The organism is Myxococcus sp. CA023 (assembly GCF_010998615.1).
Lineage (GTDB): Bacteria > Myxococcota > Myxococcia > Myxococcales > Myxococcaceae > Myxococcus.
Window position 1 is genome coordinate 54548 of record NZ_JAAEAH010000002.1, and the last position, 24944, is coordinate 79491.

Here is a 24944-nt window from a genome sequence, read left to right on the forward strand (position 1 = left end):
TCACAGCTCCACTTCGCACTCAGCCGTCCACAGGCCATCCGCGCCCTGGGACACACGCGTGTCCACCAGCGACACGCCCCGCACGTCTCGCGCGAAGGGGTGGCGCTCCCGGTCCAACGGCTCACCGAAGGCGTGGCCGAAGAGGCGCGTGCCGTCCATGCGCACCGCGAAGCACCGGAAACACAGGCGGCGCGCCGCCATCTTGTGGACGATGGCGCGCAGCCAGTCCGCCAGCAGCCGCTCCGGCGCCGTCGCCTCGCACACCAACTCCACCTCCTCGCGCACCTCCACCAGCGCGGGGTCCACCACCAGCGCGCACAACGCCACCGCGGCCTGCTCGAAGGCCTCTTCCAGCGAGCGCCCCCGTCCCCGCACCACGCGCTCCGAGCCGCGGGTGAGGTGCTCCCACCGAGGTATCGCCTCGCGCGCCGCCGACGCCTGCCCCGTCTCCATGACGTCTCCTTCGTTGGTGTGTCCCGACGCCAGACTCACGCGCGCGCCTCCGCGCCGACCCCGCCGAGGAAGCGGAGGAACCACGCGGCGGCCTGTCGGGCCACCTGCTCCAGCGCGCCGGGCTCCTCGAAGAGGTGCGTGGCCCCCGGGATGATTTGGATGCCCTTCAGGCCCTCCATCCGCGCGAGTGACGCCTCGTTCAACTCCAGCACGCCCACGTCCTGCCCGCCAACGAGCAGCAGCGTGGGCGCCTGCACGCGGGGCAACACCGGTCCGGCCAGGTCGGGCCGGCCGCCGCGCGACACCACGGCGTGGATGAGGTCCGGATGCAGGGCCGCCGCGACGAGCGCCGCCGCGGCGCCAGTGCTGGAGCCGAAGTAACCCATGCGCAGCACGGCCAGCGCCGGCTGCCGCTGCGCCCATTCCGTCACCGCCGCCAACCGCCGGGCGAGGAACGGGATGTCGAAGCGCAGCTCCCCGGTGCGCGAGTCCCCCACCTCCTCCGCTTCGCTCAGCAGGTCGAACAGCAGCGTGGCCAGCCCCTGCGCGCGAAGCGCACGCGCCACCGCGCGGTTGCGGGGACTGAAGCGGCTGCTGCCGCTGCCATGGGCGAAGATGACCAGGCCTCGCGCGCCGTCCGGGATGCCCAGGCTGCCCCCCAGCACCACGTCGCCCACCTGGACCTGCACCTCCCGGACGTCCGGATCCGTATTTCCTCCCTGCCACATGTCGTCCGTGCCTCCTTGTCTGTCTCGCGTCACATCCAGAAGCCGCCCAGGTCCGTGGACTCGAGGACCTCGCGCGGTTGCACGGGCTCCCGGGCGCGCACGAGCAACTGCCGCAGCTCCACGTCCGGCAACGGCCGGAAGTCGTCGTAGGCCTCCGACACGTCGCGCATCGCGGGCAGCACCTCCACGCAATGCACCGCGTCCGCTTCCGGGCGCACCCGGGCCAGCCCATGTGGGGTCCCCACGGGGACGCCCAGCACCAACCGGGCCGGGTGTTGCCGCCGCAGCACCTGGAGCGCGGCCATGGCCGTGGCGCCCGACACCAGCCCGTCATCCACCAGCAGCACCGTGCAGCCACCCATCGCGGGCTCCGAGGTGCCCCGCAGCCGCTGGACCTGATTGTCCACTTCCGAAGCCTCCGCCCGCGCCAGGCTCCGGGCCTCCACCTCCGGCAGGCCCAGGCCCCGCAGCGCGTCCCGGTCCAGGTAGATGCCGCCCCCTTCCGACACCGCGCCCAGCACCGTCATCCGGCCCGGCACGTCAATGCGGCGGGAGACCCAGACGTCCAGTGGCGCCTCCATCGCGTGGGCCACCTCGTACGCCACGCGGAGCCCGCCTCGCGCCAGGCCCAGCACACGCACCTCGCCGCCCCGGTAGGGCAACAGCCGCGCCGCCAGCCGGCGGCCCGCATCTGCTCGGTCCCGAAAGCGCATTGCGTCCTTCCTCCTTCCCACAAGGAAGTCACGAGGCCCGCGACTGGCGGCGGAGGGCCATGCGGGGGCCGTCCCGGAGGGATGCTCGCGGGGGGACCGCCGGGGACGCACCGTCCGACCGGCAGGCGCGCTAGGGTGCGGCCCATGGACCCTGTCCTCCTTGTTGGCACGGCGAGCCCCCACCTGGGACGCGCGCTCGGGCAAGCCCTGGGCGTAGCGCCCGCTGACTGCCACTTCGAGCGTTTCCCCGATGGGGAAATGCACGTCGAGGTGCCCGAGCAGGTGCGAGGCCGCACCGTCATCCTGGTGCAGTCCACGACGCCACCCGCGGGCGAGCACCTGCTGGAGTTGTTGCTGATGGCGGACGCGTGCTGGCGCATGGGGGCCGCCCGCCTGGAAGCCGTGGTGCCCTACCTGGGCTACGCGCGGCAGGACCGGCGCGCCAGGCCAGGGGAGCCCCTGGGCGGCCGGCTGGTGGCAGACCTGCTGTCACAGGGCCGCTTCGCGCGCGTGCTGGTGGTGGACCTGCACAGCCCCGCGCTGGAAGGCTGCTTCGGCGCGCCGCTGGAGCACCTCACCTCGCTGCCGCTGCTGGCGGACGCGCTGCGCGAGCATGTCACCGACACCTCCGTGGTGGTGGCGCCGGACCTGGGCGCGGTGAAGCGCGCGGAGGCCCTGGCGCGGCTGCTGAACCGGCCGTGGGCGGTGATTCACAAGGTGCGGCTGAGCGGAGACGAGGTCCACGCCAGCGGGCTGATGGGCGAGGTGCGGGGACGCCGACCGATTCTGGTGGATGACATGGTGTCCACCGGTGGCACCCTGGTCGCCGCCGCGGGCACCCTGCGCGACGCGGGCTGCACGGAGGACTTCACGGTGGCGACGACCCACGCCCTGCTGGTGGGCCCCGCCGTGGAGCGCCTGCGCAACCTGCCGCTCACCCGGCTGGTGAGCACCGACAGCGTGGAGCCTGTCCTGGGGCTGCCGTTCCACCACCAGGTGGTGACGCTCGCGCCCCTGGTGGCCCGGGCCCTGCGGCCCTGACGGCCAGCGGACACTTCCCGCGCCCAGGCCCTGCCCGCCCGAGGGGGCCTGGGCTCCTCGGCAGCACCGCCAGCCAGGGTGTGGGGTGCCATTCTCCCGCCCCAACGCACGGAGTCGGTTAGGCTCCCCGGCACCATGTCCGACACGCTGCTGACGAAGCTCGACTCGGGGGTCCTCACCCTCACCTTCAACCGGCCCGAGAAGAAGAACGCCTTCACGCATGCCATGTACGAAGCGGCCACCCGCGCGCTGAAGGACGCGGAGGGCAACGTCGACGTGCGCGCGGTGCTGCTCACCGGTGCGGGCAACGTCTTCACCGCCGGCAACGACATTGGCGACTTCATGGAGCACCCGCCCGCGGGCGAGGACAGCGCCGTGTTCCGCTTCCTGCGAGCGCTGGTGGACGCGGACAAGCCGATTCTGGCGGCGGTGGACGGCCCGGCGGTGGGCATCGGCACGACGATGCTGCTGCACTGTGACTACGTGGTGGCCAGCGAGCGCGCGCGCTTCCACATGCCCTTCGTCCAGTTGGGACTGTGCGCGGAGGGCGCCAGCAGCCTGCTCATCCCCAGGACGGCGGGCTTCGCGCTGGCCAGCGAGCTGCTGCTCTTCGGCGAGCCCTTCGACGCGGCCACGGCGCTGCGCGCGGGCATCATCAACAAGGTGGTGCCGGACGCCAGCCTCCAGCAGGTGGCCACCGAGCGCGCCGCCACGCTGGCCTCCCGCCCGGCGGAGGCGGTGCGCGTAACGAAGCGGCTGATTCGCGAGCCCCTGCGCGCCCAGATTCGCGAGACGCTGGCCCGCGAGGGCAGCGAGTTCATCCAGCGCCTCCAGTCCACCGAGGCGCAGGAAGCCTTCATGTCCTTCATGTCCCGCGGCCGGAAGTAGGGCCTGGCGGAACCTCCGGGCCCGGACACCCCATGAGGGATGCCGGGCCCGGCCGCCCGCGCGACTACCGCGACGCGGGTGCCCGCGGCGGACGCGGTGTGGTGCCCTTCGCGAGGAAGGACTCGACGCTGGCCGCCTGCGTCTTCTTCAGCGCGATGCACTGGTCCACGATCTCCAGCACCTGCGCCAGCACCCGGGGGCCACCCGGCGCCTTCGCGGTGCGCTCGGAGAAGAAGTCCTCCACCTGCTGACGCTTGCCCGCATCGCAGAAGTTGCTGCCGATGTAGGCCATGCGTCCGGCGGCATCGAGTGGCAGCAGCGCCTCGGGCGAGTCCCCCACCAGTCGGTCGTAGTTCTCCTTCACGAAATCGAAGGCCACGTCCTGGGTGCGCAGGCCCTGCGAGGCCGCGAACGCCATCCACATCGTCTCACGCGGGTCCAAGCCCTTCTCGAACACCAGGGCCAGGTTCTGCTTCACCAGCCCCGGGTCCGTGAAGCTGCTCAGCGCGCCGATGAGGTGCTGGCGCGTGCGCCGCTCCTTCTCCGAGCGCACCGCCACGACGAGCTGCTCCCGGAAGGCCGCGTCGTTCTCGGTGGCGGCGAGGGCGAGCACCACGTCCACCATCTCCGGCGCCACCGCGCGCGTGTCCTTCAGCCACTTGTTCGCGAGGGCACGCGCCTCCGCGAGCAGCTTCGGGTCCCTGCCGTCCCGTCCCGCCAGCCGCACCAGCCGGGGCCGGAGCAGGCGCGTGTCCTCGCTCTCGCCCTTGCGCGGGGCGAAGCCGAGCTGCCGCGCCCGGGGGCTATAGGTCTCGCGCAGGAAGCGGGCCCGGTCCTTCAGCTTCTCGTCCGGAAGCAGCCGCGAGCTGACCAGCTCCAGCAGGTCCAGCGAGGCCAGGGTGACGACGCGGTCCGGCTCATTCGCCAGGCGGCTCGTCAGGGCCAAGGCCTCGGCGGCGGGAATCGTCCCGGCCAGGGCCAGCGCGCGCACGTCCGTCAGGAATGTCACCTGCTCGGTGCGCGACAGCCGCTTCATCCCGGACTTCGCCAGCTTCGCCGCCGCGTCCCCATCGAGCTGGACCCGGAAGTAGCCCGCGCCCTCCGCGTTGGGGAACACCCAGTCCGGGCACGTCTTCGCCTCGCTCAGGGCCACCTCGGCGCGCTCGCCCTCCAGCAGCGTGCAGGTCCGGGCCTCCTTGCCGCCCGCCGCGTACTCCACGCACACCGGCACCTTCCACGTCTGCGGGCCCGGCGACGCGGCCCCCAGCCGCAGGTAGCGCTGCTGCGTGAGCACCACCTTCGCGCCGTCCGCGCCGCACGCCAGCGACGCGGTGACGAGCGGCGCCCCGCTCTGGTCCAGGAAGCTCCCCAACATGGCCGTCACGTCCTTGCCGGACTCAGCGGACACGGCGTTCAGGAAGTCGTTCGCGGTGGCGTTTCCACCCGCGTGCTTGCGGAAGTAGCGCTGGATGCCGCGCTGGAAGACATCCCGGCCCAGCCACTCCTCCGTCATGCTGAGCACCGCGGAGCCCTTGCCGTAGGTGATGCCGTCAAAGGCGTTGTGGATGTCGTTGGCGCTCTCAATGGGCTGGCGGATGCGGCGCGCCGACAGGAGGCTGTCCGCGTCCAGGGCCCGGGCGCGGTCGTGCACGCGCTCGACGGGCGCGTCCCAGGCGGGGCGCCACGTTTCGACGATGCGCGGGGTCATCCACGAGGCGAAGGCCTCGTTGAGCCACAGGTCATCCCACCACTGCATGGTGACCAGGTTGCCGAACCACTGGTGCGCCAGCTCGTGCACCTGCGTGTCGGAGAAGGCGCGCTGGCGGTTCAGCGAGTCCTCCTCCGGCTTCGCGAGGATGAGGCGAGAGGTGAACGTCACCAGGCCCGGGTGCTCCATGGCGCCGCGCAGCAGCGGCACCGCCAGCACGTCCAGCTTCTCGTACGGATACGGGATGCCGAAGTAGTCCTCCAACGCGGCGAGGATTTCCGGCGTCACCTGCGCGGCGTAGGTGCCCTCCACCGTGCGGCCGCGCGGGGTGATGATGCGCGTCTTCACCTTCTTCTGGCCCGCGTCCTCGGCGGGGAGGAAGTCGAAGGGCCCCACGCCGAAGGCGATGAGGTAGCTGGGCAGCGGCTGCGTGCGCGCGAAGCGGTAGGTGCGGCCACCGTCCGGGCGCGCCTCCTCCGACTCCTGCGGCGTGTTGGTGACGGCCACGACGCCCGCGGGCACGTGGAAGGTGAGCTGCCACGGCACCTTGAAGCCAGGCTCGTCGAAGGAGGGGAACACGCGGCGCGCGTCCACCGGCTCGAACTGGGTGTAGATGTACCAGTCCCCGCCCTCGTTGACGCGGAAGGCGCCGTCCGTCTCCTTCTCGGACGCGACGCCGTCATAGACGATGTGCACCCGCGCGCTGCCGGTGGCCAACGGATTCTTCAGTGAGAAGCCGAGGAAGTCCTCCTCGCCCTTCACGGGCGTCCCGATGAAAGCCGAACCGTTCTGAACGAACACGGCGCTCGTCACGTTGAGATTCTTCGCGTGCAGCCACACCACGGACGTGGGCTTCGTCACGTCGAGCGCGATGTCCATCACGCCCCGGAACGCGGACACCTTCGGGTCCAGCGTGAGCTCCACCTTGTAGCCGGTGGGGCGCACCTCCGTGGGCAGGCGCAGCTTCGGTGACGGCGGTGTGGCGGAGACGGGCTGTTGTGACGTCTGGGCCGAGGGGGGTTCAGCGGTGGCGGGAGGGTTCTGCCGGGCACCGCACGCACTAAGGAGGGCGACAGCGGCCAGTGCCGCTGGACGGAGCAGGTTGGGCATGGCGCGCAGTGTGTCCCATGCCAAGCGAGCAAGGTAGCGCGCAACAGGCAGGTGTGGCCTTGCCGTCATCTCCACTTCGAGGTGGAGTGCGTCACGTGTCCCAGATTGCGCCTGCATCCCCGCCCCCTGACTCACCCGCCGTGACGCAGAAGCTCCCGGCAGAGCACCTGCGCCGCATCGTCGGAACGCCACCCGGACGGGTGGTGGGATTCCTCACGCGCTTTGTCTGGGCGTTCTTGACGTGGCTGTCTCCGGAGTCGCGTGACGCGCTCGCTCGCTTCGTGGGCAACCTCGCATACAGGCTGGGTATCCGTCGTCGCGTGGCGTTGGAAAACCTGGCCATGGCGATGCCGGAGAAAAGTGACGCGGAGCGCCGGGAGATTGCGCGCGGCGCCTACATCAACATGTCGCGCGTGGTGCTGGAGTCGCTGCCCTCCGGCGACCGGCTGCCGCTGGACTGGGCCGAGCAGGGCGTGGAAGGCGATGCGGCCTGGCAGGCGCTGAAGGCGCGCGTGGCCACGGGCAAGGGCGCGCTGATGGTGACGGCGCACTTCGGCAACTGGGAGTTGCTGGGGGACATGCTCATCCGCCATGGCATCCCGCTCGATGCATTGGTGCGTCCGCTGAAGGGCGCGCTCAACACGCGCATCGCGGAGAACCGCGTGAGAATCGGCGCGGGCCTCATTTATCCGCGAGGTGCCATCCAGGAAATCATCGACGCGGTGAATCGCGGCGAGTCCCCCTTCATGCTGCTGGACCAGGCGCTGCCGGCGAAGGGGGCGGCCTTCGTGCCCTTCTTCGGCAAGCTGGCCTCCACCACGCCGGCCATGGCGGTGGCGGCGGCGCGCACGGACGCCCCGGTGTTCGTGGTGATGAGCGTACGCAACGGCCGAGGCGGCGCGCGCCTCCGCTTGGAAGTGGAAGGCCCCATCCTCCCGCCCGCGCCGGGTGAGTGCGCCGACCCGATTACGGAGCACACCGCGCGCGTGACGGCCGCGCTGGAGCGCTGCATCCGCAAGTACCCGGACCAGTGGATGTGGCTGCACCGCCGCTGGAAGGTGCAGCCGCCACCGGAGGCCGCCCTGCCCGCCGGGACTACGCCACCACCGTCCGCTTCAGGTGCGCCCCCAGCCGGGTGACGAGCTCGTAGTGAATCGTCTGGGCCCAGCCGGCCAGTGACTCGGCGGGCACGGACTCCTCGCCGTCGCGGCCCATCAGGGTGGCCGTCACGGGGCGCTCGTCGGACGTGGCGCGTGTCACGTCCACGATGAGGTGATTCATCATCACCCGTCCCAGCACCGGACACCGGCGGCCATTCACCAACACGTGCGCCTTGCCTGACACGAGGCGCGGGTAGCCGTCGTAGTACCCCACCGGCAGCACCGCGATGCGCGTGGGCTCCGGACACCGGTACGTGCAGCCGTAGCCCACGTAGCTGCCCGCGGGCAGCCACTTCACCACCTGGCTGCGGCACCGCCACGACAGCACCGGCTTGAGCACCGGAACCTCGCCCAGCACCAGCCGCGCCGACAGCCGCGTCTCCGGCGACGGCCACAGCCCATAGAGCGAAATCCCCACACGCAGCGCCTCATAGCGGGCGCGGGGCAACACCAGCGTCGCGGCGCTCGCGGCGATGTGCCTTTGCAGCGGCCGGGCCGGCGCCAGTTGCTCGGAGAGGAACGCCAGCCCCTTCTCGAAGGCGTCCACCTGCGCCAGCGCGTAGCCCTGCTCCGTCACGTCCTCCGTGTTGGCGAAGTGGCTGAGCGCGCCCACCACCTCCAGCACGTCTCGGGACTCCGAGAGGAAACGAGACTCCGTGGGCAGCCCCTCCAGCGTGAAGCCCTCGCGCCCCAGGCCGGTGTCGAGGTGGACGTGGACCCGCAGGGGGCGCTCCAGCTTCGCCGCGCGCAACACCGCCGCCGCGTCCGCCCAGCCACGGTCCGCCACCACCGCGTCCACGCCCTCGCGCGCCAGCACCACCGCCTCATCCGGCGCCACCGCGCCCAGGACGAGCACCTGCCGTGGCGCCAGTCCCCGTGCCCGCTCGTACTCCCGCACCTTCAGCGCGTCCTGCGGGGCGATGACATAGAGGAGGTCCACCTCGCCGTGGACCACGGGCAGCACCTGCGCCAGCCCGTGCCCATACGCGTTGCCCTTGAGCACCACCCCCAGGGCGCGCGGCGCCCCCTGCCCCTCCAGGGCCCGGAACACCGCGACGTTGTGCCGCAGGGCGGACGCACTCAACTCCAGCCACGAGGAATGGACTGCGTCTCCTGGGCCACTGCCGATTGACTCCACGTTCACCTCCACCACGCTCGCAGCCATACCAGCAATGCGCGGGCCATGCGCCAGGCGCGGCCCGTACGCCACACCCGCCCGCGCGCGGAGCAGGCGGACGGCGGTGGCGACGCCCCGGGTCCATGTCGCCTCCTTGCTGGAAGGGCCACTGGGGATGCATTGTCGCCCCCGACGGTTGAACCGCCCGGAGCGGTTTTCCGGAGGCGGTGCCATCGACTCACGCGTGTCCCCCATGGACTTATCCCTGGCCCAGGCCTTCGTCGCGGCACGCGGTGGCACGGAGGCGTCTTCGCCGGAGTCGCTGGCCCCACTCCAAGCACGGCTGGCCCGGGCCCTGGACATGGCGCGCGCGCCCTGGCCCGGGGTGGACCTGGAAGCCCGCCGCTTCGTCAGTCACCTCGCCCGGCTGCTCCCCGGTGACGACACGGAGGTGACGGTGGAGACCCTGAGCCTGCCGGACGTCTACCTCGCTCGCGCGGCGGCGGACGGGCTGCCCACGGCGCTCTCCGCGTTCGAGGCGCGCTACCTCCCGGAGGTGAATCTCGCAGTGGTCCGGCTGAAGCTGCCGCCCTCGGGCCTGGACGAGGTACGCCAACTCTTGCGTCAGCGCATGCTCGTGGGCAGCGCGGAGACACCGGCCCGGCTGGCGGCATATCCGGGCACGGGCCCGCTGAGTGGCTGGGTGCGCGCGGCGGCGCTGTGGCTCGCCCTGGACTGGCAGCGGCAGCGCGGCGGACCGGCGGCCTCCACGGACGACGGCGACCTGTCGATGCTGGTGTCTCCCGAGGACGACCCCGAGCTGGCCTACCTCAAGCGCACGTACCGCGCCGAGTTCAGCGACTGCTTCTCCACCGCGCTTCTCGCGCTGGAGCCGCGCCAGCGCAACGTGCTGCGCCTCAAGTACCTGGACGGCCTGAGCATCGACCAGCTCGCCGCGCTGTACGGCGTGCACCGCTCCACCACGGCGCGCTGGGTGCTGGGCGCGCAGGAGACCCTGCTCCAGCGGACGCGGCAACGGCTCACCGAGCGCCTGCGCCTCACGTCCTCCCAGCTCGACAGCGTGCTGCGCCTCATCTCCAGTCAGCTCGACGTGAGCCTCAGCCGCCTGCTGCGCTCGCGGATGAACGACTGACGCGCGCGTCCCATGGCCTGCTTGGATGAAAACACGTTCGTGGCGCTGCTGATGGGGGGCCTGCCTCCCGCGCGCGCGACGGAGGTGGATGCGCACCTGGACACCTGCTCCGCCTGCCGCCGCATGGTGGCCGAGGCCCTACGGGCACAGGCCCCCGACGACGACCCGCCCGGGGTCACCACCGCGCTGACGAACGCCCGGCCACCCTCGGGAGGAGGTCCCTCGTTGGAGCGAGGCACCGCGGTGGGCCGCTACCTGGTGTTGGAGCGGCTGGCCTCCGGAGGCATGGGCGTCGTCTACAGCGCCTACGACCCGGAGCTGGACCGGCGCGTGGCGCTCAAGCTGCTACGCGTCGCGGCCCTGGGCCTGGAGGCGGAGCAGGGCCGCGCGCACCTGCTGCACGAAGCGCAGGCCATGGCACGCGTTTCCCATCCGCACGTGGTGCCCGTCTACGACGTGGGCACCTTCGGGCCGCAGGTGTTCCTCACCATGGAACTGGTGGACGCGCGGACGCTGCGCCCCTGGCTGAAGGACGCGCCTCGGACGTGGCGACAGGTGTTGGCGCTGTTCCTGGACGCGGGCCGGGGACTCGCGGCGGCGCACGCGGCGGGCGTGGTCCACGGGGACTTCAAGCCGGAGAACCTGTTGGTGGGCCAGGACGGCCGCGTGCGCGTCACCGACTTCGGGCTCGCGCGCAACGCCAATCCATTGGACGACGTGTCACCCCTGGCGGGAGGCACGCCCGCGTACATGGCCCCCGAGCAGATGGAGGCCCACGCGCCCGCGGATGCCCGAAGCGACCAGTTCGCCTTCTGCGTCACGCTATTCGAAGCCCTCTACGGCGAGCGCCCCTTCGCCGCCACCACCCCGCACGAACTGCTGACCGAGGTCCGCGCCGGCAAGGTGCGGCCCGCGCCCCGGGGCACACACGTCCCGCCCTGGCTGCGGCGCGTGCTGCTGCGGGGGCTGTCCGCCAGAGCCATGGACCGGTACACGGACCTGAATGCCCTGCTGGCCGCGCTTCAGCACGACCCGGCCTCGCGCTGGAAGCGCTGGTTGCCCGCGGTGGGCGGCGCGGCGCTGCTGCTGATGGCGGTGGGCCTCACCCACGCGGTGCACGCCAGCCGGGCACGGGCATGCCAGCGCGCCGACGAGGCCATGACCTCGGTATGGGGGCCGGAAGCGCAGCAGACCATCGAGTCCGCCTTCCTCGCGACGGGCAAGCCCTTCGCGCCCGCCGCATGGCTCCGCGTGCGGCGCACGCTGGATGCGTACACCGCGGAGTGGGCGTCGATGCGAACCTCCGCTTGCGAGGCCACGCGCGTGCGGGGTGAGCAATCCGAGCAGGTCCTCGCGCGGCGCATGCACTGCCTGGATGGGCGGCTGGCGGAAGTGGCCGCCCTCACGCAGCTCTTCACCCGGGCGGACGCGGGCACCGTGGAGCTGGCCGCGCGCGCCGCGGAGGCCCTGCCGCCGCTGGGCAGGTGCTCGGACCTGGCGGCACTGGCGGCGCGTGAGCCCCAGCCCACGGACGGCGCCTCTCATGAACGGGCACGGACGCTGGTGCGGGTGCGAGCCCTGAAGGCCGCGGGCAAGTACACGGAGGCGGTGGCGCTGCTGGAGCCCGTGGTGAAGGCGGCGAAGGACGCGGATGACCGCCACGGCGGCGCGGACGCCCTGCTGCTGATGGGACAGCTGCGGGAGGAGACAGGTCAGCCGCGCGACGCGGAGACCACCTACTTCGACGCCGTGTGGAACGCGGAGGCAGGACGCAACGACGTGGCGGCCGCGCGCGCCTGGACGCGGCTGGTGCATGCCTCCGGCTATGTGCTGGACCAGCACGCCCTGGGACACCGGTGGCGTGAGCGCGCGGAGGCCGCCATTGAACGGCTGGGCGGTGACGGCGTGCTGCGCGCGCAGCTCCAGGCCCGGGTCGGCGCGCTCCTCTTCGCGCAGGGGCGCTACACGGAGGCGGCCGAGCAGCAGGAGTCCGCCCTCTCGCGATTGGAAGCCACCTATGGGCCTGACAGCCTGGAGGTCACCGACGTCCGGCTCGAGCTGGGTGCCACGCGCATGGCCCAACTGCGCGCCGACGAGGCGATGCGGCTCTTCGAACAGGCGCTGAGCACGCGCCGCGCGGCCCTGGGGCCCAGCCATCCGGACGTGGCACGTGCCCAGCTGGAGCTGGCCTATGCGCACTGGAGCAGGTCTGACGTCAAACAGGTGGAAACCCTGGCCCGCGGCGCGCTGGAGGTCTTCGAGCGCGCGCTCGGCCCCGAGCACCCGAATGTCGCCTCCGCCATCAATCCCCTGGCCGCGGCCCTCCAGCGGATGAACCGCTCCGATGAGGCGCTGCGGCTCCAGGAGCGTGCGCTGGACATCGCGCTCAAGGTCGAAGGCGCGGACGGCGCGGGCGCGCTCATCACCCTGGGCAACCTGGCCACGCTGATGGCGCGTGCCGGCCGCTCCGAAGAGGCCCTGACCCGCTTCCACACCATGCTCGCGCCGCTGGAGCAGCGGCTGGGCGCCCAGCATCCCTACGTGGCCCAGACGCTGCGGGCCACGGGCAAACTCTTGATGATGGACCAGCGCTACACCGAAGCCCTGCCCTACCTCGAGCGCGCCCGCGTCATCCTCGATGCGCGCGAGGACGATGCCTACGGCTACCGGACGGGGACGCTGATGGACCTGGGCCGCACGCTGCTGGCGCTGCACCGACCGCTTCAGGCCGCCGAACTCCTGGAGCGGGTGGTGGCCAGCGGAGCCCGGTCGCCACAGGCGCCCAGCGAGCAGGCACGCGCGCGTTTCCTCCTGGCGCAAGCGCTTTGGGACGCGAAGCGGGACCGGTCCCGCGCGCTTCAGTTGGCGGAGGAAGCCCGTGAGTCATTGGTGACGCTGGGGACGTCAGGGCAGGAAGCGCTGGAGGAAGTGGATGCCTGGCGGGCACGCCTGCCCAGGCCCCCACACATTCCCGCCGCGCGAGCCCCCTGAATGCCTGACACCCGACAGAGGGTTTCCGGATAGATGCAAAGCGCATTAAAGGGAGGGCGGATGCGAACGCTCTTCATTGGAGACGTGCACGGGTGCGCGGAGGAACTGGACGCGCTGCTGACGCAGTGCGCCTGGCGACCGGACGACCGCGTGGTGCTGGTGGGGGACCTGGTGGCGAAGGGCCCGGACTCCGCCGGTGTGGTGCGCCGTGCGCGTGAGAAGGGCTTCCTGGCGGTGCGGGGCAACCATGACGCCCACGTGCTGCGCTGGCACGCCGGCCGGGGGCCGCGCGGCAAGAAACTGAAGCCCGAGCATCAGCAGGTGCTGGACACCCTGACGCCCGAGGACTGGGCGTGGCTGGAGTCCCAGCCGCTGTACCGCTTCTTCCCCGAGCTGAACGTGGTCGCCGTGCACGGCGGACTGGTGCCAGGCGTGCCGCTGGAGGCGCAGAAGGAAGACGAGCTGCTCAACCTGCGCAGCATCCTGCCGGATGGGACGCCGTCGAAGCGCGTGGACGCGGGCGCGCCCTGGGCCAGCCTGTGGCAGGGGCCGGAGCTGGTCATCTTCGGCCACGACGCCATGCGGGGCATCCAACGGCACCCGCATGCGGTGGGGCTGGACTCCGGCTGCGTGTACGGCGGCAAGCTCTCCGCCTACGTGATGCCGGAGGGCCGCATCGTGTCCATCCTGGCGAAGCGCGCCTACGTGGATGTGGACGCTTCCTAGAAGAAGGGAGCGTCCACGCGCTTCATCACGTCGCCGGGGGCCGCACCACCAACACGGGCCGGTCCGTGCGCAGCAGCAGGGACTGCGTCACCGAGCCCAACACGGCGCGCTTCCAGCCCGACCGCCCATGCGTGCCCATGACGATGGCGCTCACACCGAGCCGCTCGGCCGCCTGCGCCAGCGTGGCCACCACGTCCTTGCTGCCGGGGATGATGTTCAGCCGCACGGTCCGGTCGTTCGCGCTCTTGGGGACGAGCGCCGAGAGTTGCTCGCGCATCTGGGCCTCCTCCTCGAGCGACGGCTTCGATTCCGTGGCGTGCACCAGATGCACCGTGCCGCCCGGGGCCGTCAACGCGAAGGCATGGGCCACCGCGCGGTTGCCTGTCTCCGAGAAGTCCGTGGCCACCATCACCTCGCGGTACTCCGGCAACGGCGTGTCCGTGCCCACCGTCATCGCCTGCGCGGGCACGCACACCACGGACATCCGCGCCAGCCGCAGCGCATGACGCGACACGCTCCACAGCCGACCCAGCGCGCGGCGGTGGTGCGTGCCCACCACCAGCAGGTCCGCGTGCTCCTGCTCGGCCAGGTCCACCAGGTGGTCGGCGATGCGCCCCACGCCCACCTCCACGCGAGTGCGCACGGGCGTTCCGCCCTGGGCCAGCGGGGCCAGCAACTCCGTGCACTCCCGCTCCAGCACCTGCTGCAGCTCGGGCAGGGCGTCACCGAAGGCCAAGGCCTGCCGCAGCCCCAGGCGGCGGGCTTCCTCCTCGGGCCAGTAGACGCGTCCACCCACCACGTCCACCCGGCCCCCCTTGCTCAACGTCAGCACCCAGTCGCGCGCCGCCTCGAAGGGCAGGGAGCGGTCCACACCGAGGAACACCTTCAGGGGCCGCTCGCCCCGGACCCACGCCTCCAGCGGTGCAGGGTCGCGCATGACGAGCAGGGGCACCGTCAGCGACTGCGCCATCCGGTCCACCGTGCCACCCTCGCCCCCGAAGGGCGATTCGTCCGCGGCTCGCGATGCCACCACCAGCGAGGCCCCCTGCTCCCGGCAGAACCCCTCCAGCATCACCGCCGGCTCGCCGGTGAGGAGCACGGGCTCCACCTTCACACCCAGCTGCTCCAGGCGCTTCGTCTCGTCGCTCAGCACCGCCTCGGCGGACCCCAACAGGGCTTTGCCGAAGGCGCGCACGGAGTCGGGGTTGAGGACATGAACCAGCCACAAGGACGTACCGGCCTTGCGAGCCAGCTCCGCGGCCAGCGTGGAGGCCCGCCGCGCGGTGTCGGAGAAGTTGGTGGCACAGACAATGGACATGGCAGCTCCAGGTTCGAAAGGGCGTGGAGTGGAAATCAACGCGCGCGTAGCACCTGCTCGGCGCGCACCTCGTTCACCAGGGGCTCGCCACGTTCAAAGGCCTGAAGGCTCGCCAGGGTCGTCTCGGCGATGTTGGCGAGCGCCTCATGGGTGAGGAAGGCCTGATGCGACGTGACGAGCACGTTCGGAAAGGTGAGCAGCCGCGCCAGCACGTCATCCTGGAGCACCTGCCCGGAGAGGTCCTGAAAGAAGACGCCCTCCTCTTCTTCATACACATCCAGTCCGGCGCCGCCGATGTGGCCGGACTTGAGCGCGGCGACCAGCGCCTTGCTGTCAATGAGCGCGCCGCGGCCGGTGTTGACGAGCACCACGCCCCGCTTCATCCGCGCCAGCGCCGCCGCGTCCACCAGGTGCCGCGTGCCCGGCGTCAGCGGGACATGCAGCGAGAGGATGTCCGACTCGGAGAAGAGCGTGTCGAGCGGGGCGTAGCGCACGCCCAGCTCGCGCTCGAAGGCCGCGTCCGGCGCCACGTCGTAGCAGAGCACGTTGCAACCGAAGCCCTTGAAGATGCGCGCCGCCACGCGGCCGATGCGGCCCGTTCCCACCACGCCCACCGTCTTGCCGGCGAGGTCGAAACCCACCAGCCCGTCGAGCGAGAAGTTCCAATCACGCACGCGTGAGAAGGCACGCGGGATGTGACGGTTGAGGGACATCACCAACGCCACCGCGTGCTCGGCCACCGCGTGGGGTGAGTACTCCGGCACACGCGTGACGCGCATGTCCAGCCGCCGCGCCGCTTCGAGGTCCACGTGGTTGTAGCCCGCGGAGCGTGCCGCCACGAGCCGCACCCCACCCGCGTGCAGCACCTCCAGCGTGGCCGCGTCCACCTTGTCGTTGACGAAGGAACACACGGCGGGGAAGCCCTCCGCCAGTGGTGCCGTCTGGAGCGTCAGGCGCGGCTCGAAGTAGGTGAGCGCATGTCCGAAACGTGCGTTGGCGGCCTCCAGCGCGTCCCGGTCGTATCGGTGTGTGTCAAAGACAGCCACCCGCATGCCCGCTCCCTTGCCCGGCGAGTCATTCTCGCCGCGTGCCACCAGCGTCAATGCAAGGCCTGCTCCATGCAGCCCCATGCCGTCGGACCTCGACAGCCGCGCAAAGGATGCGCAGCCAGGGGGCGTGCGGCAAAAGCTGCACGAGCGGCGGGCGCCTGCTCGCCGGGCAGCGGACTTGTGGGAGCGCGCGTCGAGGCCAGGGCCTAGCTTGAGTTTGAGGCGCCAGTGCCCCTTCGAGCGGAGCCCCGACATGACCTGGCCGGAAGACACCGCGCTGCTCACAGACCTCTACCAACTGACCATGACGGAGGCCTATCTCGAGGAAGGAATGTGGGACGAGGCCGTGTTCAGCCTCTTCGCGCGCAAGCTCCCGCCCCGGCGGAACTACCTGCTGGCGGCGGGGCTCGACGATGCGCTGAGGTACCTGGAGCAGCTGCGCTTCGGCGCGGAGGCGCTGGACTGGCTGGCATCTCGAGGCCGCTTCTCGGACCGGCTGCTCGGGTGGCTCGAACGCTTCCGCTTCAGCGGTGACGTGGACGCTGTCGCGGAGGGCACGCCGGTGTTCGCCGAGGAGCCGCTGCTGGAGGTCCGCGCGCCCCTGCCGGAGGCACAGCTGGTGGAGACGTACCTCCTCAACCAGGTGCACTTCCAGACGACCGTGGCCTCGAAGGCCGCGCGCGTGGTGACGGCCGCCGCCGGACGCCACGTCATGGACTTCGGCTTGCGGCGCTACCACGGCACGGACGCCGGGCTGAAGGCAGCGCGCGCGGCGTACGTGGCGGGCGTGGACTCCACCTCCAACGTGCTGGCGGGGAAGACGTATGGGATTCCGCTCGCCGGCACCATGGCGCACAGCTACGTGCAGTCGCACGACGACGAACTGGAGGCGTTCCGCGCCTTCGTGCGCGTCCATCCAAACGCCACGCTGCTGGTGGACACCTACGACACGCTGCGCGGCGTGCAGCACGTCATCCGACTGGCGCGGGAGCTGGGCGAGGACTTCCAGGTGCGCTCCATCCGCCTGGACTCGGGCGATTTGCTCGCGTTGTCGAAGGCGGCGCGGGAGATGCTCGATGAGGCCGGCCTGGGGCAGGTGCGCGTGTACGCGAGCGGCGGACTGGACGAAGACTCGGTGGAGAGGCTGGTGACGCGCGGGGCGCCCATCGACAGCTTCGGCGTGGGCACGGCCATGGGCGTTTCGTCGGACGCGCCCGCGGTGGACATGGCCTACAAGCTGGTGGCGTACGCAGGGCGGCCCCGAGTGAAGCTGTCATCGGGGAAGCTGCTGCTCCCGGGCGCGAAGCAAATCTACCGGCGGGAGGTGGACGGCGTGGCGCGCGGCGACGTGCTCACGTGCAGGCAGGACCCCGCGCCCGGAAGGCCCTTGCTCCAACCGGTGATGCGCGGGGGACAGCGGTTGCCCGAGGCGTCACCGACACTGGAGGGCATCCGCGAATTCGCGCGAAGCGAACTCTCACGGCTTCCGCCCGAGATTCGCGCCTTGTCACCCGCCCGGCCGCCCTATCCCGTGGAGCTGGGACAAGCGCTGCTACGGGCTCGCGAGCACGAAGTGGAGCTGTGGTCCGCGGCGACGTGAGCCGCGGTGATGCGCACGGGCACGGAGTCCCTTGCCGGCATTTCTCCAAGGCGGTACGCAACGCCATGGCGACCAAGAAGACCGCTCCACCACGAGCCTCCGCGGCGAAAGGCAAGGCGCCGCCTGTCCCCATTGAGACCGCGTGGCAGAACCTGGAAGCGACGCTGCGGAGCACCTTGGGACAGAACGCCGCGGGCCAGCACCCGGCGGACCTGGAACCCATGCACATGACCTTCGAGCATGCGCCCGACCTGAGCTCGCTCCTTCCGGAGGACTATCAGCGCTTCGGCCTCAAGAGCCTGGACCTCTACCGGACCTCCATTCCACCAGAAGAAGTCGAGGCCCTGCGCAAGGCGCTCCCCGAATGCAACGTGGGCTTCCCGACTTGAAACGCGAACCCACCAGGGAGGCAAGCGACGAGGTCCTAATGACCCCGGTGCGCCCTTCGGGTACTCCTATGGTGGCTTCCTCTGAGGCCCAACCATCTGCCATGGTGGAGGGCCGTTTTTTCCGCTGGAGCGCAACATGAGTCGCCATCTCGGCCCCGCTGTCATCCTTGGCTCGACGCTGCTTCTGGGCAGCGCCTGCAAGAAGTCAGAGGACCCCGCCCCCGAGCCCTCCGCCACTCCGCCTCCGTCGCCCACCGAGCCCGCGCCTGGCTACACCCTGTCATTCCTCGAAGCCGCGTCGCCCTCGGGATGTACCTGGATTCGCCATGAGTCGTCGGGCACACGCAAGCCGCTCGCCACCGTGGACGCGGGGTGCGAGCGGCTCAAGCTGGCCTGGGGGCCGCGTGGCCGGCAGGGCCTGATGGTGGACCGGGGCAACGGCGAGCTGCCACCGCGCGCCTGGCAGGTGGACTTCGAGTCCGGCCAGAGCACCCGGCTGCTGCTGCCCGAGCTCGGCCACACCGACACGCTGGGCTTCGACGAAGCGGGCCACGTCGTCGCGCTGGTGTCGCAGCTGGAGGACCTGCCGCGGAAGATGGAGAGCGGCAGTGAGTACTTCCTCTTCGACGGCAAGCGCTTCCTCCTCCCGGAGGCGGAAGGCAGCCCGGGCCTGGCGCACGCGTACCGCCACGAGGCCGGCCAGTGGAAGCACCTGGAGACGGTGGCCACGCTGTATGAGATGGACGGTGCCCTGGGCACGGAAGCCCTGGCCACGGCCAGCCGGCTGACGTCCTCCACCTTCAGCCAGGACGCGGACCGGCTCTCCGAGTCGGAGCTGGAGGAAGGCAACGAAGACGCGGCCCGGCTGGACGCGGTGGTGAAGGACCGGGGCCACACGGCCTACGGCATGTGGGTCTCCATGGAGACGCACCAGGGTCCGCTCTACTCCTGGGAAGCCACGGGCGAGCTGCCCACGCTCATGCTCCCGCTGCGCTGGGAGGTGAACGACCGGCTGGTGGAGCCTGAGCAACTGGCGCTCGCGCCCACGTCGACCGTGGCGCTGCGGATGCGCGGACGCCTGCTGCTGGTCTCCGCCGAGCAGGCCGCCCGCGTCTACGACGCGAAGACGAAGAAGCGCATCGCCGCGTTGGAGAACGTCCACGGCACGCGCTTCTGGCCCCAGCAACGGACCGTCACCGCGGCGGCGCCCGCCAGCACGGTGACGGAGCCGTAGCACTCGCGCGGCGAACTACCTGCCGATGCTGGCGCCCACGACCGCAATCACCGCGTAGGCAGCGAAGAACAGACCACAGGAGAGCAGCGGCACCGCCAGGGCTGCCACCGCCGCGGTGCTCCAGCCCGTGCGGTGCAGGCTCCGGTACGCGTAGATGCGCAGCCCCAGGGCCCAGAAGGGCGCGCCATACATTCCACAGAAGGGAATCAGCCCCATCAGGTAGGGCGACAGCGACAGGGCATTGGCGCGCAGGGTGACCTCGAAGGGCTGACCGGTGCCCTCCATCCGGAACACGAGGTGGTCCAGCGCGGAGTTGAAGAGCGCGACGAGCATGCCGATGAAGGGCACCATCACCATCATCGCCCCGAACAGCCCGACCCCGGCCAGCCGGAACCCGCTCTGGGAGACGTTGTCTCCATCCATCATCTCACGCGGGATGGCGAAGAGGAGGGCCAGGTAGAAGAGCGCCGTGGTGAAGGAGCCGGCCAGGTTGGACAGCGCCACGAAGCCCAGGGAGCTACCCACCGAACCCTCCGGCCGCGCGCGCGCGAAGGTGGCCGAGGGACGCAGCATCACCGCCACACAGGTCTGCCAGTACGCCCGCAGTGTCCCCAGCTCATCGCGCCGGTCCCACGGCAGGGCATCCGCGGGCACGCGGTCATGACACGCGGCGCACAGGAGTTCGTCCCAGGGCCCCTTCCGCAGGCACTGCGCGCACGCGAAGCTGCCGCACCGGCCACACGCATGCAGGCTGAGCAGCTCCGGGTGGACGGCGCACACGGGGTCCGCGGAGCCTGGCGTGGCCTCCTGCAGAAGAGACGCGCCGCACCACGCGCAGCTCTGCGCGCCTGGGACGGCGAAGGCCTGACAACGGGGACACGGGATGCGCATACGTGCCCTCATCCTCGCATGGGTGCCCGCCGGGAAGTCAGGGTGTCGGCATCACGCTTTCGCCCCACCCCACTCACGCTTAAAGGAGAGACCATGCACATGCCCGGACTCGTCTCCCTCCTCCTGCTGTCCGCGCCCGCCCTGGCCGCCGAGCCCGCGACGCAGGACAAGGCAGCAGTCGAAGCCGAATTCCAGCGCAACCTGGAGGCCGTCGAGAAGAACATGGACCGCGGCACGCCCATCCCCTGCGGCAACCCGCCGATGCGCCCCGAGCGAATCAAGGGAGAGGATCTCCAGTTCGCCCCCTCGCGGCTCACCCGCACCAAGGCGACCACCTATCAGATCAGGTGCACCTTCCATCTCGACGGGACGGCCACCGACTGCCAGATGCTCAAGCCCGGAGTGGGCCTGGACGCGAAGAACCGGGAGACCATCAAGCAGTGGCGCTTCAAGCCGGCCCTCTACAAGGACAAGCCCATCGCGACGACCTGCACCATGTCCGGCAAGCTGACGCCACGGCCGGAGAACTGAGCCGCCTCCGCCGGAGTCACGGGCTCCGGCAGTGACGCTCACTTCCCCGCGGGAACCAGCCCGTGGTCATCCGGCACGGGGCCGCTGGCGCCCGGCACCTCGGGGACGGAGGGCGCCGGCGCGGCTTCCGGCCTGGGCGCCTCGCGCGCCCGCTTCGCCTCACGCAGGGCCGCGGTGGCCGCCGCCTTCCGGCCCAGGGACTGCTCCCGCTTCGCCAACGCATCCCACAATTCGGGCGCATCCGGATGCAGCGCCACGCCCGCGCGCAGCAGGCCCGCCGCCACCGCGGTGGACTCCGCGTTGGAGAGGCGCTTCAGGAAGTTCCGAGGCGCGAGCGCCAGCGTGCCCTGCGGCGTGGCCGCGGCCTCACGCAGATGCGGCAGCACGGCCTCCTCCGGGCTCGCCGCGAGCAACGCCTCGGCCAGGGCCCAGCGCGCATCCAGGCCCCGGGGGTGCAGTTCCACGGCCCGCTCCAACCAGCGCCGCCGCGCCGCGGGCTGCTTGCGCCAGGCGAAGCCCTCCGCGATGCGCAGCAACTCGTCTGAGTAATCCGGATGGAGCCCCGGCGACGCGGTGACGGACTTGCGCAGCGCGGCCCAGTGCGCCTCCGGGTTCTTCTCCTCGTCCAGGCGCAGGCGCTGGAGCCCGGGCAACTGCGCGCGCTTCCAGCTCGCGGCCAGACGGAGCACGTCCGCGCGCAACGGCTCGCCGATGCGCTCCGCCTCTGGAACCTGCTTCGCGTCACAAGCGGCCAGGTAATCCTCGAAGAACGCCAGCGGTCCTTCGACTACGTAGGCCTTCAGCCGAGCCGCACCGTGGACCTTCTCCAACGTGCGGGCCATGTGCGCGCCCACGCGGATGAAGAGGGCGCGCAGACGTGGGTCATGACCGCTTCGGACGCGCTCCAGCGCCGCCCGGGTGTCCCGGCCAATCTCCTTCCGGTTCAGCATCGCGGACACCTGGGCGAAAGCACCGGGCAGGTCCGTCTCCTCCGGCAGCACGCCCGGGCCTCGCGTGGCCCACTGGTGATAGGACAGCCCATAGCTGGCGACGCGGCTGAGCCCTTCGTGCACCACCGCGTCCACCGGGTCCGCCACGTAGGCATCGCGGCGGGTGTTGCCCTCTTCCAACACCTGCTCCATCAAACGGATGGACAGCCGGCGCATGCGCCGCGCCTCGCCCTCCACGTTGGAGGCCAGGGCAATCACCGTGTCCTCGGCGGGGAGCATCATCAGCAGCGTGGTCGTCTCGGGCTGGCCGCCCGCGTGGGCCACCACGTAGTGGCCGCGCAGCGGATACGTCGCGAAGCCCATGCCGTAGTCGGTGAGGCGCCCGTCGAGGGTGGACATGGACGTCTGCATGCGGCCCATCGTCTCGCGCGACACCAGGGTGTGCGACAGCACGGCGCGGCCGAAGCCCAGCATGTCCCCCACCGTGGCGCGGGTGCCACCACCGGCGAAGCGGCTGGACACGTCGAGGAAGCGCGACGGCTTCAGCGCCGCACCCTGGATGCGGTAGCCCTTGGCCTGGTGCTCATCGCGCGTGGCGGTGATGTCCAGGTCCGCGTTCGGCATGCCCGCGGGCTTGAAGACGTGCTCGCGCAGGTAGTCGCGGTAGGACTGGCCGGAGGCCGTCTCCACCGCCGCGCCCAGCAGGTTGTAGCCCCACGTCGTGTACAGGTAGCGGGTGCGCGGCTCGAAGGCGAGCGGCTTGCCCGCGAAGGCGGCGATGGCCGCCTCCGTGCTCACCGCCTTCACGTTGCGGGTGGACGCCACCCCGTCATAGGTGGGCACGCCGCTCACGTGGCCCAGCAGGTCCCGCACCGTGACGGGCCACTGCTTGGCCGGATAGGTCGGCACCAGGGTGGAGATGTCCGCGTCCAGGCTCAGCTTCCCCTGCTCCACCAACTGCAGCACCGCCACCGCCGTGAAGGACTTGGTGACGGACGCCATGCGGTACGTGGTGCGCGGCGTCGCGGGCAGCTTGCGGCCCACGTCGCGAAGGCCATAGGCACACACCCAGCGCTCCGCGCCGCGTGTCACGCCCACGGACAGACCCGCGACGGGCCCCTGTGCCAGCTCGGCGCGGACGACCGCGTCCAGGGCGCCGCGCACTTCCTCGGAGAAGGCCCGAGGGGACTGCTCGGCGTCGAGGCTGGCGGGCTCACACACCATCCCCAGCGAGGCCCGAGGCGCCGCCAGGGACACGGGCCCCGCGAGCCCCAGGAGCACCGCGGCCCCATACCGGGCGAACGCAAGTCTCATGGCGTGGCCTCCGCACTGGGCTCGGACACCCCGGTGGGCGCGGCTCCCGCCCCCGAAGGCGTGGGCATCACCGCCGCGACACCCCGCGCGGGCGGCGGCGTCTCCACATAGGCGCGCAGCAGCGCGTCGGTGACCAGGTGCCCCAGCACGTCCAACCCCGCGCCGCGCGGATGCACCAGGTCGTCATGCATGTAACCGGACGCATGGAAGCGCGCGAGCGCCCCCTTTCCGCCCATGGCGGCGTAGAAGTCGAAGAAGGCACACCCTTCGGCGAGCGCGACCTCCCGCTCGGCGGCGTTGACCGCCTCCAGCGAGGAACGCTGCGTCAGCGCCTGAGCCTTCACGCCGGGCCCCTTCACCGCGTCCATGGGCCCCACCAGCAGACACGCGCTCCCGGGCGCCGCCTCCCGCGCGCGGCGGAGCAGCGCCCGCAGGTCCGTGCGCAGCTTCTCCATGTCCAGGCGCTTCCATTCGATGCGCTTGGACTCGTTGCCTCCCAGGAAGAAGACGAGCAACTGGGGCGAACGCTCCGCGAGTTGGGACGTGAGCGTGGCGCCGTCGATGCGTGCATAGAGGCTTGCGTCCGACGAAGGCACGCCCAGCGTGTCCAGGACGATGCCGGGCCGCGAGTGCTGCAACACCACGCCCTGCACCACCGCGCCCTGTCCCTCGGCCACCACGTCCAGCGTCTGTGCGTCCTCGGGCAGCTCGAAGTGGGTGGCGCGCGACAAGCCGCTTCCCGTGGGCTCGGTCCGTGCCAGCACCTTGCCGCCACTGGAGAGGCTGACCGCGCCAGCGCCTGGCACGTCCAGCCACCACAGCGTGCCGCGCGGCTCGCCATCCAGCTTGAAGCGGCTGCGGGCCTTGGCGTTCGTGGCCACGTGATACACGCCGGTGATACCGAAGGCGTGCGGAGGCGCGCGCAGCTCGCCCAGGGTGCGCGGCTGCCAGCCACTGCTGCTGGCGCTGGTGCGGCCTCGCCCGCCGTAGGGAGCCATGCGGTCCACGAGCAACACGCCCCGGCCCGCGCTTCCGAACGCCGTGGCCAGGTCGTCGCGCAGGACGTCCACGATGCGGTCCCCGGCAATCAGCGAATTGCCAAAGGCCTCGATGACCACGGGGCGCGTCTCCGTGCCCGCGGACAACGCATCCAGCGAGGTGAAAAAGGGCGCCAGCGCCGTGCGCGCGCAGCCGTTCCCCAGGGGTGCCACGCAGGGGTCTTCCACCTTCGCACCGAGTGCCCCCAGCTTCTCGGCCAGGGCCTGGACCTCGGCGACCCGTTCGGGACGGACAGGCATCCGCCGGCGAACCTCTGGCGCGGGGGACGGCCGCGGCGGTTCAGCGGGGCGCGCGACCGGTGCCTCTGGCGCGGAAGCAGGGGGTGTGGCGGCGCGAGGCGAGGACCCGATGTCACAGGCGGTCAACAGGCCACCGAGCAGGACCGGGAACCAGGTCCGCCAGCCGCTCCGCCCGACTTCCGAATGCGTCATGTAGTCGGCAGCGTAGACGAAAGCCCCTGCGTGCGCATGTTCCCGGCCGGCGTCTCCCCGCCTGCTGGAGGAGCAGCCCCAGCGCCCACACTCCGCGTTCCTGGCAGCGGTGGAGTGGATGCCTGTGAGTCAACGGAAGTTGCGGGAGAAACAGCCCGGCGCAAATGCAAGGTCAAGCCCCGAACATCCTCCCTTCACTTGCGACCGAGATACCCCATGCGACTTCCTCTCCCTGCGCTCGGGCCGTGAGGTCGAGCTGGCCTGGCGCGTCATCCAGGCGATGTTCGAGGACCGCTGAGGCCCGCGCGGGCCTGTCACGCTCCCATCACCCTGTGTCGGTACACCTGGATTCGCGGCTCATGGAGAGCCGCGACGTGGCTGTCTTCCACA

The 24944-nt window shown here is 71.2% G+C and carries 20 protein-coding genes; 10 read left to right on the forward strand and 10 right to left on the reverse strand.

Translation table 11 applies throughout. From position 1 onward, the window contains the following. Genes F8M74_RS00655 through F8M74_RS00665 form a run of 3 tightly spaced genes read right to left on the reverse strand, consistent with a single transcriptional unit; the run spans position 1 to position 1894 of the window. The gene (locus tag F8M74_RS00655; protein WP_141253677.1) at positions 1-492 is read right to left on the reverse strand and encodes an archease; all 492 of its coding nucleotides are present in this window, start codon (positions 490-492) and stop codon (positions 1-3) included. Next, positions 489-1181, reverse strand: a complete 693-nt coding sequence (locus tag F8M74_RS00660; protein WP_141253676.1) for a dienelactone hydrolase family protein — start codon at positions 1179-1181, stop codon at positions 489-491. The genes F8M74_RS00655 and F8M74_RS00660 overlap by 4 nt, the downstream gene beginning before the upstream one ends. Before the next feature lie 29 nt (positions 1182-1210). Further along, positions 1211-1894, reverse strand: a complete 684-nt coding sequence (locus F8M74_RS00665) for a phosphoribosyltransferase (protein ID WP_141253675.1) — start codon at positions 1892-1894, stop codon at positions 1211-1213. Positions 1895-2029: 135 nt separating this feature from the next. Between F8M74_RS00665 and F8M74_RS00670 the strand changes: the two genes are divergently transcribed. Next, positions 2030-2935, forward strand: coding sequence for a ribose-phosphate pyrophosphokinase (locus F8M74_RS00670; RefSeq protein WP_141253674.1), 906 nt, complete (start codon positions 2030-2032; stop codon positions 2933-2935). 135 nt (positions 2936-3070) lie between these two features. Further along, positions 3071-3823 (forward strand): enoyl-CoA hydratase, encoded by a 753-nt coding sequence (locus F8M74_RS00675; protein ID WP_141253673.1) that lies wholly within the window; start codon positions 3071-3073, stop codon positions 3821-3823. Between the two features lie 64 nt (positions 3824-3887). Here F8M74_RS00675 and F8M74_RS00680 read toward each other — a convergent pair whose 3' ends face one another. Next, entirely contained in the window at positions 3888-6641 is a 2754-nt protein-coding gene (locus tag F8M74_RS00680; protein ID WP_141253672.1) for a M1 family metallopeptidase, read from the reverse strand. A gap of 95 nt (positions 6642-6736) precedes the next feature. On the opposite strand from F8M74_RS00680, the gene F8M74_RS00685 reads away from it, so the two are divergent. After that, positions 6737-7780: a lysophospholipid acyltransferase family protein gene (locus F8M74_RS00685; protein WP_171410221.1), complete on the forward strand. Its 1044-nt coding sequence runs from the start codon at positions 6737-6739 to the stop codon at positions 7778-7780. Here the strand turns inward: F8M74_RS00685 and alr are convergent. Then, entirely contained in the window at positions 7737-8966 is a 1230-nt protein-coding gene (gene alr, locus F8M74_RS00690; RefSeq protein ID WP_141253670.1) for an alanine racemase, read from the reverse strand. The genes F8M74_RS00685 and alr overlap by 44 nt on opposite strands. Positions 8967-9171: 205 nt before the next feature. Here alr and F8M74_RS00695 point away from each other — a divergent pair, with 205 nt between their 5' ends. Genes F8M74_RS00695 through F8M74_RS00705 form a run of 3 tightly spaced genes read left to right on the forward strand, consistent with a single transcriptional unit; the run spans position 9172 to position 13788 of the window. Further along, positions 9172-10071: a sigma-70 family RNA polymerase sigma factor gene (locus tag F8M74_RS00695; protein ID WP_141253669.1), complete on the forward strand. Its 900-nt coding sequence runs from the start codon at positions 9172-9174 to the stop codon at positions 10069-10071. Between the two features lie 12 nt (positions 10072-10083). Then, positions 10084-13062 (forward strand): tetratricopeptide repeat protein, encoded by a 2979-nt coding sequence (locus tag F8M74_RS00700; RefSeq protein WP_141253668.1) that lies wholly within the window; start codon positions 10084-10086, stop codon positions 13060-13062. Between the two features lie 60 nt (positions 13063-13122). Beyond that, positions 13123-13788 (forward strand): metallophosphoesterase, encoded by a 666-nt coding sequence (locus tag F8M74_RS00705; protein ID WP_141253667.1) that lies wholly within the window; start codon positions 13123-13125, stop codon positions 13786-13788. 25 nt (positions 13789-13813) lie between these two features. Here the strand turns inward: F8M74_RS00705 and F8M74_RS00710 are convergent, their stop codons facing one another. Next, complete coding sequence (locus F8M74_RS00710) at positions 13814-15106, reverse strand: universal stress protein (protein WP_171410222.1); 1293 nt, start codon at positions 15104-15106, stop codon at positions 13814-13816. Positions 15107-15141: 35 nt separating this feature from the next. Further along, on the reverse strand, positions 15142-16236 hold the full coding sequence (locus tag F8M74_RS00715) for a 2-hydroxyacid dehydrogenase (RefSeq protein ID WP_301340585.1): 1095 nt from the start codon (positions 16234-16236) through the stop codon (positions 15142-15144). Between the two features lie 172 nt (positions 16237-16408). Here F8M74_RS00715 and F8M74_RS00720 point away from each other — a divergent pair, with 172 nt between their 5' ends. From F8M74_RS00720 to F8M74_RS00730, 3 genes are all read left to right on the forward strand, one after another. Next, positions 16409-17755: a nicotinate phosphoribosyltransferase gene (locus F8M74_RS00720; protein WP_141253665.1), complete on the forward strand. Its 1347-nt coding sequence runs from the start codon at positions 16409-16411 to the stop codon at positions 17753-17755. 65 nt (positions 17756-17820) lie between these two features. After that, entirely contained in the window at positions 17821-18144 is a 324-nt protein-coding gene (locus tag F8M74_RS00725; RefSeq protein WP_141253664.1) for a hypothetical protein, read from the forward strand. A 136-nt stretch (positions 18145-18280) separates the two neighbouring features. Beyond that, a complete protein-coding gene (locus F8M74_RS00730) occupies positions 18281-19378 on the forward strand; it encodes a hypothetical protein (RefSeq protein WP_163884307.1) in 1098 nt (365 codons plus the stop codon). A 15-nt stretch (positions 19379-19393) separates the two neighbouring features. On the opposite strand, the gene F8M74_RS00735 is transcribed toward F8M74_RS00730, so the two are convergent. Then, positions 19394-20269 (reverse strand): YIP1 family protein, encoded by an 876-nt coding sequence (locus F8M74_RS00735; RefSeq protein ID WP_141253663.1) that lies wholly within the window; start codon positions 20267-20269, stop codon positions 19394-19396. A 93-nt stretch (positions 20270-20362) separates the two neighbouring features. Here F8M74_RS00735 and F8M74_RS00740 point away from each other — a divergent pair, with 93 nt between their 5' ends. Continuing rightward, complete coding sequence (locus tag F8M74_RS00740; RefSeq protein WP_141253662.1) at positions 20363-20800, forward strand: energy transducer TonB; 438 nt, start codon at positions 20363-20365, stop codon at positions 20798-20800. A gap of 38 nt (positions 20801-20838) precedes the next feature. Here the strand turns inward: F8M74_RS00740 and F8M74_RS00745 are convergent, their stop codons facing one another. Further along, on the reverse strand, positions 20839-23064 hold the full coding sequence (locus F8M74_RS00745) for a serine hydrolase (RefSeq protein WP_141253661.1): 2226 nt from the start codon (positions 23062-23064) through the stop codon (positions 20839-20841). Next, positions 23061-24554, reverse strand: coding sequence for an SGNH/GDSL hydrolase family protein (locus F8M74_RS00750; RefSeq protein WP_141253660.1), 1494 nt, complete (start codon positions 24552-24554; stop codon positions 23061-23063). Before F8M74_RS00750 ends, F8M74_RS00745 begins: the two co-directional genes overlap by 4 nt. Between the last annotated feature and the right edge of the window lie 390 nt (positions 24555-24944).

Coding starts and splice junctions, on each gene's coding strand:
- F8M74_RS00730 (WP_163884307.1), top strand. CDS start 18,281: ATGAGTCGCCATCTCGGCCCCGCTGTCATCCTTGGCTCGACGCTGCTT.
- F8M74_RS00740 (WP_141253662.1), top strand. CDS start 20,363: ATGCACATGCCCGGACTCGTCTCCCTCCTCCTGCTGTCCGCGCCCGCC.
- F8M74_RS00735 (WP_141253663.1), bottom strand. CDS start 20,269: ATGCGCATCCCGTGTCCCCGTTGTCAGGCCTTCGCCGTCCCAGGCGCG.
- F8M74_RS00715 (WP_301340585.1), bottom strand. CDS start 16,236: ATGGGGCTGCATGGAGCAGGCCTTGCATTGACGCTGGTGGCACGCGGC.
- F8M74_RS00660 (WP_141253676.1), bottom strand. CDS start 1,181: ATGTGGCAGGGAGGAAATACGGATCCGGACGTCCGGGAGGTGCAGGTC.
- F8M74_RS00705 (WP_141253667.1), top strand. CDS start 13,123: ATGCGAACGCTCTTCATTGGAGACGTGCACGGGTGCGCGGAGGAACTG.
- alr (WP_141253670.1), bottom strand. CDS start 8,966: ATGGCTGCGAGCGTGGTGGAGGTGAACGTGGAGTCAATCGGCAGTGGC.
- F8M74_RS00695 (WP_141253669.1), top strand. CDS start 9,172: ATGGACTTATCCCTGGCCCAGGCCTTCGTCGCGGCACGCGGTGGCACG.
- F8M74_RS00720 (WP_141253665.1), top strand. CDS start 16,409: ATGACCTGGCCGGAAGACACCGCGCTGCTCACAGACCTCTACCAACTG.
- F8M74_RS00675 (WP_141253673.1), top strand. CDS start 3,071: ATGTCCGACACGCTGCTGACGAAGCTCGACTCGGGGGTCCTCACCCTC.
- F8M74_RS00665 (WP_141253675.1), bottom strand. CDS start 1,894: ATGCGCTTTCGGGACCGAGCAGATGCGGGCCGCCGGCTGGCGGCGCGG.
- F8M74_RS00700 (WP_141253668.1), top strand. CDS start 10,084: ATGGCCTGCTTGGATGAAAACACGTTCGTGGCGCTGCTGATGGGGGGC.
- F8M74_RS00680 (WP_141253672.1), bottom strand. CDS start 6,641: ATGCCCAACCTGCTCCGTCCAGCGGCACTGGCCGCTGTCGCCCTCCTT.
- F8M74_RS00750 (WP_141253660.1), bottom strand. CDS start 24,554: ATGACGCATTCGGAAGTCGGGCGGAGCGGCTGGCGGACCTGGTTCCCG.
- F8M74_RS00725 (WP_141253664.1), top strand. CDS start 17,821: ATGGCGACCAAGAAGACCGCTCCACCACGAGCCTCCGCGGCGAAAGGC.
- F8M74_RS00710 (WP_171410222.1), bottom strand. CDS start 15,106: ATGTCCATTGTCTGTGCCACCAACTTCTCCGACACCGCGCGGCGGGCC.
- F8M74_RS00745 (WP_141253661.1), bottom strand. CDS start 23,064: ATGAGACTTGCGTTCGCCCGGTATGGGGCCGCGGTGCTCCTGGGGCTC.